At 40.7% G+C, this 12526-nt stretch carries 12 protein-coding genes; all 12 read right to left on the reverse strand.

Features of this window, described 5'->3' with window-relative positions; all coding sequences use genetic code 11:
• Window positions 1-4: 4 nt before the first annotated feature.
• The 12 genes from lpxA to tsf all read right to left on the reverse strand — a co-directional run bounded on the left by lpxA (window position 5) and on the right by tsf (window position 12426).
• Window positions 5-808: an acyl-ACP--UDP-N-acetylglucosamine O-acyltransferase gene (gene lpxA, locus DK857_RS09070; RefSeq protein ID WP_109402017.1), complete on the reverse strand. Its 804-nt coding sequence runs from the start codon at window positions 806-808 to the stop codon at window positions 5-7.
• A 3-nt stretch (window positions 809-811) separates the two neighbouring features.
• The gene (gene fabZ / locus DK857_RS09075) at window positions 812-1264 is read right to left on the reverse strand and encodes a 3-hydroxyacyl-ACP dehydratase FabZ (protein ID WP_006535887.1); all 453 of its coding nucleotides are present in this window, start codon (window positions 1262-1264) and stop codon (window positions 812-814) included.
• A gap of 123 nt (window positions 1265-1387) precedes the next feature.
• The gene (lpxD, locus tag DK857_RS09080; protein ID WP_109402018.1) at window positions 1388-2416 is read right to left on the reverse strand and encodes a UDP-3-O-(3-hydroxymyristoyl)glucosamine N-acyltransferase; all 1029 of its coding nucleotides are present in this window, start codon (window positions 2414-2416) and stop codon (window positions 1388-1390) included.
• Between the two features lie 3 nt (window positions 2417-2419).
• On the reverse strand, window positions 2420-2917 hold the full coding sequence (locus tag DK857_RS09085) for an OmpH family outer membrane protein (protein WP_036934019.1): 498 nt from the start codon (window positions 2915-2917) through the stop codon (window positions 2420-2422).
• Between the two features lie 92 nt (window positions 2918-3009).
• On the reverse strand, window positions 3010-5403 hold the full coding sequence (bamA, locus tag DK857_RS09090) for an outer membrane protein assembly factor BamA (RefSeq protein WP_109394054.1): 2394 nt from the start codon (window positions 5401-5403) through the stop codon (window positions 3010-3012).
• Between the two features lie 39 nt (window positions 5404-5442).
• Window positions 5443-6795, reverse strand: a complete 1353-nt coding sequence (rseP, locus tag DK857_RS09095; protein ID WP_109402019.1) for a sigma E protease regulator RseP — start codon at window positions 6793-6795, stop codon at window positions 5443-5445.
• A 9-nt stretch (window positions 6796-6804) separates the two neighbouring features.
• A complete protein-coding gene (gene cdsA / locus DK857_RS09100) occupies window positions 6805-7668 on the reverse strand; it encodes a phosphatidate cytidylyltransferase (RefSeq protein WP_109394056.1) in 864 nt (287 codons plus the stop codon).
• Window position 7669: 1 nt separating this feature from the next.
• Complete coding sequence (gene uppS / locus DK857_RS09105) at window positions 7670-8371, reverse strand: polyprenyl diphosphate synthase (protein WP_405124801.1); 702 nt, start codon at window positions 8369-8371, stop codon at window positions 7670-7672.
• Window positions 8372-8653: 282 nt separating this feature from the next.
• The gene (gene ispC / locus DK857_RS09110; protein WP_109394058.1) at window positions 8654-9847 is read right to left on the reverse strand and encodes a 1-deoxy-D-xylulose-5-phosphate reductoisomerase; all 1194 of its coding nucleotides are present in this window, start codon (window positions 9845-9847) and stop codon (window positions 8654-8656) included.
• A gap of 192 nt (window positions 9848-10039) precedes the next feature.
• Window positions 10040-10597 (reverse strand): ribosome recycling factor, encoded by a 558-nt coding sequence (gene frr, locus DK857_RS09115; protein ID WP_075671704.1) that lies wholly within the window; start codon window positions 10595-10597, stop codon window positions 10040-10042.
• 113 nt (window positions 10598-10710) lie between these two features.
• Window positions 10711-11439: a UMP kinase gene (pyrH, locus tag DK857_RS09120; protein WP_023582710.1), complete on the reverse strand. Its 729-nt coding sequence runs from the start codon at window positions 11437-11439 to the stop codon at window positions 10711-10713.
• Window positions 11440-11574: 135 nt separating this feature from the next.
• Window positions 11575-12426, reverse strand: coding sequence for a translation elongation factor Ts (tsf, locus tag DK857_RS09125; protein WP_088494696.1), 852 nt, complete (start codon window positions 12424-12426; stop codon window positions 11575-11577).
• Between the last annotated feature and the right edge of the window lie 100 nt (window positions 12427-12526).

Here is a 12526-nt window from a genome sequence, read left to right on the forward strand (position 1 = left end):
CTAATTAGCGAATGATACCGCGGTTAGATTTTGCTGAGTTTTCTAGAAAATCACTGAACAATTTGACATGCGGATTATTATTATCAGCAACCAACTGTCCAATTTCTTCACGCGCTTCTTCCAGTGTTTTACCATTACGATAGAGCACTTTGTAAGCATTACGGATTGCATGAAGATCTTCTTTAGCAAAACCTCTGCGCTTTAATCCTTCAATATTCAGCCCATAAGGGGTTGCGTGGTTTCCTTGTGCAATAACAAAAGGAGGAACATCTTGTGCCACACCTGAACATCCACCGACCATCACGTGAGAACCAATTTGGCAAAACTGATGAACTGCACTCATACCACCGATAATCACAAAATCACCTAAAGTGACGTGACCACCCAGAGTGCCATTATTTGCAATAATACAACGATCACCAATGATACAATCATGTGCGACGTGAGTATTAATCATCAGTAAGTTATCGTTACCAATTTTTGTGATATTACCACCTTGGATTGTTCCACGATGAATAGTCACACTTTCACGAATAAGGTTTCGATCACCAATAATGACTTGCGTTGGTTCACCTCGATATTTCAGATCCTGATTAACTTCACCAATAGAAGTAAATTGATAGATCTGATTATCTCGACCAATGCGTGTGTGCCCATTGATAACAACGTGAGATTTGATGTCGGTTCCTTCACCAATCTCAACATTAGCACCAATGACACAAAAAGGGCCAATGCGAACATTAGCACCAATTACCGCACCCTCTTCAATAATTGAGGAAGGGTGAATTACTGCGGATTTATCTATCATAGGCTAGACCTCACGGCGGCGAGCACACATCATTTCAGCTTCGCAAGCAATTTCCCCATCAACTTTAGCGACGCCTTTAAAGCGAGCAACACCACGACGTTCTTTAATGAATTCTACCTCTAGGATCATTTGATCCCCAGGTAAGACAGGACGTTTAAAGCGAGCACCGTCAATAGCAGCAAAATAGTAGAGCTCACCAGGTTCCAGCTTTCCTACGCTTTTGAATGCTAAAATACCCGTTGCCTGTGCCATGGCTTCGAGGATCAGTACGCCCGGAAAAATTGGTTTTCCTGGAAAGTGACCTTGAAAGAAAGGCTCATTAAAAGATACATTTTTTACTGCTCTTAGAAATTTCTTTTCTTCAAAATCAAGGACACGATCAACCAATAAGAATGGATAACGGTGTGGAAGTAAATCTAAAATTTCTTCGATTTGCAGAGTATGATTCTCACTCATTGCAATACTCTTCCTGTCTAATAAAACTGAGTCTAATTAATAATGACACGACCTGCTGTGACTCAAAAAGTGAGTTAACCCGCAGGTCGCAAAATGGGTAACATTCGTCAATGACGTATATTGTTACTTGTCGCTACTTTTTACTTGACGTTCAAGCGACTTGAGCCTTTTTTGCATTTCATCAATTCGCAACACAAGTGCTGCGGTTTTACGCCATGCTTTATTCGATTGCAGCGGAATTCCTGAAGAATAAACACCCGGCTCAGTGATAGGACGCATTACCATTCCCATACCTGTTACCGTGACTTTATCACAGATTTCCATATGACCATTGATAACACTTGCTCCACCAATCATACAATAGCGACCTATTTTCAGGCTACCCGCCATGATGACACCACCAGCAACAGCGGTATTATCACCAATAATGACGTTATGTGCGATTTGGCACTGGTTATCAATGATAACACCATTACCGATAACTGTGTTATCTAATGCGCCTCGGTCGATTGTGGTGCATGCACCGATTTCAACGCGATCACCAATTACCACTGAACCTAATTGTGGAATTTTAATCCAATTACCACGTTCATTAGCATAACCAAAACCATCTGAACCAATCACAGTACCTGATTGAATTAGACAATCTTTACCAATGATAACCTCATGATAAACGGATACATTTGCCCATAAACGACTATTATCGCCAATATGTGCTTTTTTACCCACAAAACAACCGGCACCAATCACAACATTATCACCAAGGATAACATCAGATTCGATAACCGCATTTGCACCCACTGATACATTCTTTCCTAACTTAGCGTCAGGAGAAATAACAGCACTTGGGTGAATATCCTGTGCTGGCTGCGGTGTTGTATCCATAATCTGTGCCATTTGAGCATAGGCAAGATACGGGTTTTTCACCACAAGTGCGGCAACGGGACAAAATGGAAGATCAGCTTCTGTTAATACAACGGCAGCAGCCTGACATTCGCTTAATTTTTCACGATAGCGACTATCGGAAAGAAATGTAATTTGTTCGCTATTTGCTAGGCTCATTGAAGCAAGACCGGCGATAGTGATATCACCATCGCCGTGTAACTGTGCATTCAACTGCTGAGCAAGATCAGCTAATCGAATTGAAAACATCTATTATTTAACCTGTTTTTGAACCTGAGCAGTAATATCTTTACCATCTGCGAAATAAGGTACAGTGTTAGCATCAAGGATCACATCATAGCCTTCTTTCTTCGCTACTGCATCAACAGCGTCTAATACACGTTTCATGATTTTGTTACGTTCTTCAGCTTGACGACGGCTAAAGTCTTGCTCAAAAGCTTGTGCTTTTTGTGCATATGCTTCACGTTTAGCAACCAGATCTTTCTCTGTATTCGCACGTTGTGTTGCATTCATAGTTGGTGCATCTTTTTGATATTTCTCAACAGCGGTCTGTAGTGCTTTACCTAAGTTCTGCAATTCAGTATCACGTGATTTGAATTCATTTTCCAATTGTTTCTCTACCGCATCACGGTTAGGAATTTGTTGGAGAACTTGACCGATGTTCACAACACCTACTTTATCTGCGGCTTGAACACCTGCTGACATGGTCAATGCCATTCCTAGGGCAGCGGCACATAACAATTTTTTCACGATTAAACTCCTTAAAACCAAAAATAATTTTTTGTCAGAAATCGGATGCCTTTTTCAGCATTATGAATCAGGCATCAACTTTACTTACATCGCTACCACGTTCTACCAATATTAAACTGGAATTGCTCTGATTTATCGCCTTCGTAATCTTTTATTGGCTTCGCATAAGAGAATACTAACGGACCTAAAGGAGATAACCATTGTAACGCAACACCGGTTGAAACACGTATATCACTTGCACGACTATAATCTGGCATACCTGCTGTCCAAGCAGAGTTTGTACTACTCCAATTGGTATCCCATACTGTACCCGCATCAACAAACACCGACGTTCTGACCGAAGAGGAATATTTATCATCCACAAATGGGGTTGGTGTGATCAGCTCGAAACTTGCCACAGCCATAGCATTACCACCAATTGCGTCACTCGATGGTTCACCTGGTTTTGGCTTACCATTTTCACCAAGGTAAATGGCTTTAGGTCCGATATTATTTGAACGGAAACCACGAACGGTGCCAGAGCCCCCCGCATAGAAGTTTTCATAGAATGGTAATTCTTTACCACCTAAACCATCTCCGTAGCCTAAACGACCTTTAAACAGGGTTACCCAAGACTCTTTTTCATCAATTGGGTAGTACGCCATACCGTCCCAAGTTACTTTGTAGTACTTGTTATCAGAGCCAGGTACGGTCACACGTCCACTTAAGTTACTTCTCACACCAGATGTTGGGAAGAAACCTTTGTTTAAGTTATTGAATGTCCAACCAAGGCTGACAGTATAATCATCAGCATTAAAAGATTCGCGATCTTTAAAATTAGGATGTTCACCCATACTTTCAAGATAACGCCACATTGCAACCTGAGGTTCCATACGTGATAGACCATTATGAGTATAGCCTAAGCCAAGACGTGCCGAGTTATATTCATTAATTGGGAAGCCTAACGTACCATCTACACCGTAAGATTTATTGGTATAACCTGATAAATCAGCATCATTAGCGCGGAAGTCGTTATAGAAAATACGACCACCTAAACTCACACCATTAACGGTAAAGTATGGGTCAGTAACAGATAATTCTGCGTAAGTTGAGTAATCATTTTTACTCGCATTAATAGCGACTGCGTTACCTGTACCTAACCAGTTATCTTGAGTAACACCCACTTGGAAACTCACACCACTTTCAGTACCGAAACCGACACCAAAGTTAAGAGAACCCGTGTTACGCTCTTTTACACGATAAACTATATCAACCTGATCAGGAGAACCTGGAATACGCTGAGTTTCTGTTTCAACCGTTTCGAAATAACCTAAACGATTTAAACGCTCTTTACCTTGTTCAACTAAATCGCTACCTAACCACGCACCTTCCATTTGACGCATTTCACGGCGTAAAACAGAGTCTTTAGTGATGTCATTACCCGCAAAACGTACTTGACGAACATAGAAACGGTTTCCTGCATCTACGTTTACATGCAGTTTTACGGTTTTATTTTCATCGTTAATTTCAGGGTTTGTCATAACGCGAGGATAAGCATATCCATAACGACCTAACAGATTTTTAATGTCATTTTCTGTTTTAGTTACTTGTGCACCATTATAAAGAGAGCCCGGTGCAATTTCGATAAGCTCTTCAATTTGTTTAGTGTAGCCAGCCGTATTACCATTGATTTCAGTATTTTCTACTGTGTATTTGTCACCTTCTTTCAGGTTAATGGTAATGTAAATTCCTTTTTTGTCTGGCGTTAAACTGACATTCGTCGATTCAATATCAAAACGTGCATAACCACGATCAAGATAGAAGCTTCTTAATGTTTCTAAGTCACCAGCCAGTTTTTGCTTCTGATATTTTTCATCAGCCGCTAAGTTCCACCAAGGAACATCGTCACGTAATTGGAAGCGGTTAACGAGCTCAGCAGTAGAAAACGCTTTATTACCAACAATGTTGATTTGCTGAATAGTTGCTGAAACACCCTCTGCAAACACGAGTTTTAAGTCGACACGGTTACGAGGAAGAGGTGTAACAACTACTTTTACAGTTGCATTATATTTACCAACACTATAATAGAAATCTTCAAGCCCTTTCTCGATATTTGCTAGCATTGTACGGTCAAGTGTTTCACCGATACGAATGTTAGAAGCATCAAGGTTCTGTTTTAGCATCTCTTCCTTGATTGCTTTGTTACCAGAGAAAGTAATGCTGGCAATAGTTGGACGCTCTTTTACTTGAACAATCAGAGTATTTCCGTCACGCAGGACACGAACATCATCAAAGTTTCCTGTCGCAAATAATGAACGGATAGTTCGGCTGATATCATCATTACCGACCGAGTCTCCAACCCGGACAGGCATGTTCAGTAATGCTGCACCAACGGCGACGCGTTGAAGACCTTCAAATTGAATGTCCTGAACTACGAATCCGTCTGAACCGTATGCAGTGGCGCTGCCCAGCAGCAGCGACGCTATAAGCAACTTTTTCATCGCCATCGTTGTTTTGTGTTTTCCTAACCGGTCCCTGCTTACCAATTATAAGCGAGAGAAATCATTGAAAAGTGCAAGTCCCATTAAAAGCATCAGTGCCATAATACCAATACGATAACAGAAATCTTGTACACGCTCAGATACCGGCCCTCCCTTTATCTTCTCGATAACCAGGAAAAGCAGGTGCCCGCCATCTAAGACAGGCAGGGGAAACAAGTTAATGATCCCCAAATTGACACTGATAAGCGCCATAAACATCAAATAATAAATAAAACCAGAATCAGCGGACATTCCAGCGCCTTTCGCGATAGAAACAGGCCCACTAAGGTTAGTTAATTTGACGTCACCTACGACTAACTTGCCAATCATTTTGACAGTTAAACCCATCAACTGCCATGTTTTATCAGATGCTTCATAGAGCGCCGAAAATGGGTTGTATTGCTGCATTATCAAATATTGCTCATCAGGAGGTAATATTTGTAATTGCGCACCAACTTGCCCTACTTCAGTGCCATCTTTCAGTGCAACAGCTGTCGGTGTAACATTCAATATCAACGACGAGCCGTTACGTTCAACAAGAAGCTCCAAGGCCTTATTTGGGCTTTGTCGAACAAAATAAGTAAATGGATGCCATGTATCAATTGGCTGACCATCAACTTTAACGATACGATCCCCTGCCTGTAAACCTGCTTTTTCAGCAGCCGAGCCTTCGGTAACCTCAATAATTTTTGAGTCTAATCGAGCGCCAACAGGCATTATCCCTAGGGACAAGATAGGATCTTGTTTTTCAGGATCAAAACTCCACTGTTGTAAATTCAGTATATTCTCACTCTCAGAGAGAGAATTTGGATCTGAAACAACGAATGAAACCTCTTCGGCTCCAATTTTACTGACTAATGCTAAACGAACTGCATTCTGATCAGGCGTTTCGATACCTGCAACGGATTTTAGTTCCATTCCAGGCGTTAATTTTGCTTGTTCTGCGATAGAATTCGGACGAATGTCTGCAATTATAGGTTTTAATGCAGGAACACCTATCATAAAAACTATCCAATAGGCGACTATTGCTAACAAAAAGTTGGCAATAGGCCCTGCAGCAACAACAGCCGCACGTTGACCAACTGTTTTATTATTAAATGCTAGATGACGGCGCTCAGGTGCAACCTCAGCGACCCTCTCATCTAACATTTTTACATAGCCACCCAAAGGTATCCATGCGATAACAAATTCAGTGCCATGTTTATCTGTTTTGCGCCAAATTGCTTTTCCAAAACCAATAGAAAAACGCTCAACATAGATACCACAGCGCCTAGCTACCCAAAAATGCCCAAACTCATGTACCGTAATTAAAATACCTAAAACGATAATAAACGCGGCAAGATTCCACAGGATACCCATTACTTACCTTTATAGTTTAAAGCCAGAAGAAATCAGAAAGACCAATCCTGCAAAGACTGGAATAGCCGCAGTCAAACTATCAATTCTATCAAGCACACCACCATGCCCCGGTATCAATTGGCTACTGTCTTTAATACCTGAAACACGTTTAAACATGCTTTCTGCTAGATCACCAAATACCGATACAATGACAACAACGCCAGATATTAATAACAAGTTGCTAGGCACTTCAGTTACAGGTGCAAAATAAGTAAATAACCATGATGCAACACCAGCCGTAATCAACCCACCGATTAACCCTTCAAGGGTTTTACCCGGTGATACTTTAGGCGCCATTTTATGTTTACCCATTAGGCGTCCGAAGGCGTAGGCACCAGAGTCAGCAGCCCAAACTAATAACATGACATACAATAACCACCATGCGCCTGTATAAGTGTCAGTGTTATAACCCAACATACGCAACGCCATCATGCCACAATAAAAAGGAACAATCGTCAATATACCGAACAATAGCTTAATAAAAACTGAATTTTTCCACATATTGGCTGAATTCGGATAACTTACAACTAATAAAATTGCTGCTATCCACCAAATTAAACCCGCCCACAAACCATTTTTTATCATTGGAGTGTCTAGTAGGTGGTCAAAATTAGGCAAAGAAAACTGCATAACGAGTAACAATGCAACAAAGCCGATCCCTGTCGCAATACGTTTACCTTGAGAATGCCAGCCAATAAATTGTGCCCATTCCCAACCCGCTAAGCCTGATATTGCGATAATAACTAATCCGAAACCTGCAGGAGGAAGTAGAAATAGTGCAGCAATAACAATAGGGATTAAAATTAATGCAGTGATGACACGATACTTAAGCAAGTTATCCTCCCAGATTTATATTATCTGTTTCTGATGTAGTACCACCGAAACGTCTTTCCCGTTTAGCAAAAGCATCTAGTGCATTCTGAAAAACTTGTTCATCAAAATCAGGCCATAAAACCTGTGTAAAATAAAGCTCAGCATAAGCTATCTGCCAAATAAGAAAATTACTTATGCGATGCTCACCACCTGTACGTATCACAAGATCGACACCAGGTTGATTATGCAAGCAAAGATGTGAAGATATGGTATTTTCATTAATATCTTCGAGATTAATTTCTCCTTTTGAGAGAGAGGTCGCTAATTGTTTTACACTTTGAGTAATATCCCATCGTCCACCGTAATTAGCAGCAATATTTAAATTAAGCCCTGTATTATTCGCAGTTAGTGCAACAGAATTTTTAATCCTGTCTTGTAGACGACGACTAAAACGACTGATATCGCCAATAACCGTAAGTTTAACATTATGTTTATGTAGGCTTTTCACTTCGTTGTCTAAAGCGAAGACAAATAATTCCATAAGAGAGCTGACTTCTTGCTCAGGCCTATTCCAGTTTTCGCTACTAAATGCGTATAACGTTAGTGATTCAATTTTGTGTTTCACGGAAAAGCTAACCGCATCCCGAACTGCTTTAATTCCCGCGCGATGCCCCGTTACTCGGAGTTTCCCTTGCTTTTTAGCCCAGCGTCCATTGCCATCCATAATGATAGCAACATGCTTTGGTTTTGATGCGGATGAATCGTCACTGGATAAGTTCACTCAATTTAACCCTTTGCTAATCTGATACTGATACAGACAGTCCTCTTCGGATAACCCATGCACAAAAAAAACCGTGTCACCCACGGCCTTTGGCAAAGCCTCAAAGTTGCTAAAGCAGTAGCTTTAGTAATGAACTGTTAATTTTCATTATTGTCTTTAGTGATTCGGCAACTATACCATTAGCCAGAAAGACGAACAAACACCCTATATTAAATATAATCACCATTATACAAATTGAGTGATTATCTGATGAGTTTCTAATCTGGCTAATTTATCAATTTCTAGAACATCATTAATACTTTGAGGCTCTGATAGGTCAAAATGTTCAACAACTTTGCGATTAATTTTAGCAATATCAGTAAACTTCACTTTTTCGTGTAAAAAAGCATCAACAACGACTTCATTAGCCGCATTTAACACTGTTGTTGCCGCTTGCCCACGCTTAGATGCTTCGATGGCAAGTGCTAAACAAGGGTAACGTTGGTAATCTGGACGAATAAACTCTAGCGATTGAATCTCAAAAAAATCTAATGCTTTTGCACCTGATTGAGTACGATGAGGATAAGCCATTGAGTACGCAATCGGTGTTCTCATATCGGGTTCACCAATTTGAGCAATAATGCTGCCATCACGGTAGCGAACCATTGAATGAATAACTGATTGTGGATGAATGATTACTTCCATTTCTTCTTCAGAAGCATTGAAGAAATAACGAGCTTCAATATACTCAAGCCCTTTATTCATCATTGTTGCTGAATCAACTGAGATTTTGCGTCCCATAGACCAATTTGGATGCGCACACGCTTGATCTGGAGTCATTGCTTCCAGCTCTTCTAATGGTGTATAGCGAAATGGCCCGCCAGATCCCGTTAACAGAATACTTGTCACACCTTCATCAGCTAAAGATGCATGGCCTAAATTTTCTTGGATAGCTTTAGGTAAACTTTGATAAATTGCGTTATGTTCACTATCAATCGGCAATACAGTTGCACCATATTTGGCCACTGCATCAAAGAAAAGACGCCCACTGGTTATCAGTGATTCTTTATTTGCTAATAGAATTCTTTTACCTTTTTCAATGGCCGCAAGTGTCGGTTTTAATCCTGCAACACCTGTTATAGCAGACATGACTTGATCAGCTTCATCAAGAGCTGCAATTTCATTGATCGCGTGAGACCCAGATAGAATTTCTGTTTTACAAGATGTATTAGAGAGTAGCTGTTTAAGCTGATTTGCACTTTTTTCATCAGACATCACAGCGTATTTAGGCTGGAAAACAAGGCACTGTTGCGCCATTTTGTCTGCATTTTTTCCTGCGGCTAAAGCAAGAACCTGATACTCATCAGGATTATTTTCAATTACGGAAAGAGTGCTAGTTCCGATAGATCCTGTTGAACCTAATATAGTTATTTGTTTCATTTATTAATCAATCAGTATGTCTACAACGTTTTAATTAAAGAGAATTATATCAGTATGACGAGGTAAATGAGGATTAAAGATGAAAACTTTAATAAATAATGTGACAAAAGAAGGCATTAAGCACGAATTTTCAAATAAATAGTTAAAAATAATGCCGCTAAAAAGCGGCATTATCGAAAAAAGATATAAAAATTAGAATTCCATTAACTCTGCTTCTTTCAGCGCTAATGCATCATCAATTTTTTTAATGAACATATCAGTTAATTTCTGAATGTCATCTTGTGAGCGGCGCTCATCATCTTCGCTGATTTCTTTATCTTTCAGTAATGCTTTTACTTTATCGTTAGCATCACGACGGATATTACGAATAGAAACGCGACCTTGTTCTGCATCACCACGAACAACTTTGATTAGATCTTTACGACGTTCTTCAGTTAATGGAGGCAGTGGAACACGGATAATGGTACCAGCAGATGAAGGATTTAAACCTAAATCTGATGCCATAATTGCTTTTTCAACGGCAGGAGCTAAAGTACGGTCGAATACAGTGATTGCCAGTGTACGGCCATCTTCTGCGACAACGTTAGCAACTTGGTTTAATGGAGTTGGCGCTCCGTAGTATTCAACTACAATGCCATCTAAAAGGGCAGGAGACGCACGACCAGTACGAACTTTATTAATCTGGCTTTTTAGTGCTTCAACGCTTTTATCCATGCGTTCTTGAGCATCTTTTTTGATTTCATTAATCACGTTATAAACCCTTGGGAACTGGTTATCTTCCAGTCGATATGAAAAACATACCGACATAAATGAATTGGCGTACTCTAGATGTTAACGCCAAATTATACCGTTGTCTCTGTGTATTAAGCGTGAGAAATCAAAGTTCCTTCACTTTCACCCATTACAACCCGACGTAATGCACCCGGTTTATTCATATTGAATACGCGGATAGGTAAATTATGATCTCGGGCTAATGTGAATGCAGCAAGATCCATGACTTTCAATTCACGTTCTAATACATCCTGATAAGTCAGTGTTTCATAAAGTACTGCATCAGGATCTTTGGTTGGATCGGCAGAATAAACGCCGTCCACTTTCGTTGCTTTTAGTACAACGTCAGCTTCAATTTCAATACCGCGTAAACACGCAGCAGAATCGGTAGTAAAGAATGGGTTACCTGTACCAGCCGAGAAAATAACGACTCGACCGTGGCGTAATAAGCTAATTGCCTCTGCCCAACTGTAGTTATCGCAGACACCATTTAATGGAAACGCAGACATAAGGCGCGCGTTTACATAAGCACGGTGCAATGAATCACGCATTGCTAAACCATTCATTACTGTCGCGAGCATTCCCATGTGGTCACCCACAACACGGTTCATACCTGCCGCAGCAAGACCCGCGCCACGGAACAAGTTACCACCGCCAATTACGACACCGACTTGTATACCTAATTCAACGAGTTCTTTGATTTCCTGAGCCATGCGATCAAGTACGCTCGCATCGATACCGAAACCTTCTGCGCCTTGCAGGGCTTCGCCACTCAGCTTTAATAAAATTCGCTGATATACAGGTTTTGCATTGGTAGCCATGGTGTTCTGTCCTAAGCAGATTAGTTAATTGGAGGTTTTAGATAGCTTCTCTTTTAACAAAAAAAAGCAAACAGCCAGTGGAGATTACAACAAAACAGAACCGCCATTAGGCGGTTCTGTTAACGCTAAGCGTTATTATTTGCTCATTGCAGCAACTTCAGCTGCGAAATCAGCTTCAACTTTCTCAATACCTTCACCAACTTCGAAACGAACGAAGTTGATAACATCAGCATTGTTTTCTTTCAGCAGTTCACCAACAGTTTTGCTTGGATCCATTACGAAATGCTGACCAGTCAGAGAAATCTCACCGGTGAATTTGTTCATGCGACCGATAACCATTTTTTCTGCGATTTCGCGTGGTTTACCTGATTGCATTGCAATATCCATCTGAATTTGGTGCTCATGTTCAACAACATCAGCAGGAACATCTTCAGGACGAACATATTCTGGTTTGCTTGCAGCAACGTGCATAGCAATGTGTTTGATCAGTTCTTCGTTAGCGCCTTTAGCTGAAACTAAAACACCAATACGAGCACCGTGTAGATAAGTACCTAATTCTTCAGCTTCTAATACAGCAACACGACGAATGTTGATGTTTTCACCGATTTTAGCAACTAATGCAGTACGAGTTTCTTCGAATTTAGCTTTCAGAGCATCGATATCATCAGTTTTGTCTGCTAATACAGCAGCCATAACTTCTTTACCAAAAGCGATGAAACCAGCATCTTTAGCAACGAAGTCTGTTTCACAGTTCAGTTCAACCAGCGCACCGAATTTACCATCAGCAGCAACTTCTGCAAGGATGATGCCTTCAGCAGCAACACGGCCTGCTTTTTTAGCAGCTTTAGCTTGACCTGATTTACGCATGTTGTCGATTGCTAATTCGATATCACCATTAGCTTCAACCAGCGCTTTTTTACATTCCATCATGCCTGCGCCAGTACGTTCACGCAGTTCTTTTACCAATGCAGCGGTAATTCCAGACATTTGTTTCTTCCTCGACTTTTCTATGGGCTAACCATAGATGTTCTCATAGCAGATGTGTAAAGGGGGCCTATTGAGGCCCCCTAACCAATATATAGCAATA

This window comes from Proteus terrae (assembly GCF_003144325.1).
GTDB classification, from domain to species: Bacteria; Pseudomonadota; Gammaproteobacteria; order Enterobacterales; family Enterobacteriaceae; genus Proteus; species Proteus terrae.

What these genes read in the sequence shown, in the direction of transcription:
- bamA (WP_109394054.1), bottom strand. Translation starts at nt 5,403, where the DNA reads ATGGCGATGAAAAAGTTGCTTATAGCGTCGCTGCTGCTGGGCAGCGCC.
- pyrH (WP_023582710.1), bottom strand. Translation starts at nt 11,439, where the DNA reads ATGGCTACCAATGCAAAACCTGTATATCAGCGAATTTTATTAAAGCTG.
- lpxD (WP_109402018.1), bottom strand. Translation starts at nt 2,416, where the DNA reads ATGTTTTCAATTCGATTAGCTGATCTTGCTCAGCAGTTGAATGCACAG.
- tsf (WP_088494696.1), bottom strand. Translation starts at nt 12,426, where the DNA reads ATGTCTGGAATTACCGCTGCATTGGTAAAAGAACTGCGTGAACGTACT.
- fabZ (WP_006535887.1), bottom strand. Translation starts at nt 1,264, where the DNA reads ATGAGTGAGAATCATACTCTGCAAATCGAAGAAATTTTAGATTTACTT.
- ispC (WP_109394058.1), bottom strand. Translation starts at nt 9,847, where the DNA reads ATGAAACAAATAACTATATTAGGTTCAACAGGATCTATCGGAACTAGC.
- lpxA (WP_109402017.1), bottom strand. Translation starts at nt 808, where the DNA reads ATGATAGATAAATCCGCAGTAATTCACCCTTCCTCAATTATTGAAGAG.
- uppS (WP_405124801.1), bottom strand. Translation starts at nt 8,371, where the DNA reads ATGGATGGCAATGGACGCTGGGCTAAAAAGCAAGGGAAACTCCGAGTA.
- rseP (WP_109402019.1), bottom strand. Translation starts at nt 6,795, where the DNA reads ATGGGTATCCTGTGGAATCTTGCCGCGTTTATTATCGTTTTAGGTATT.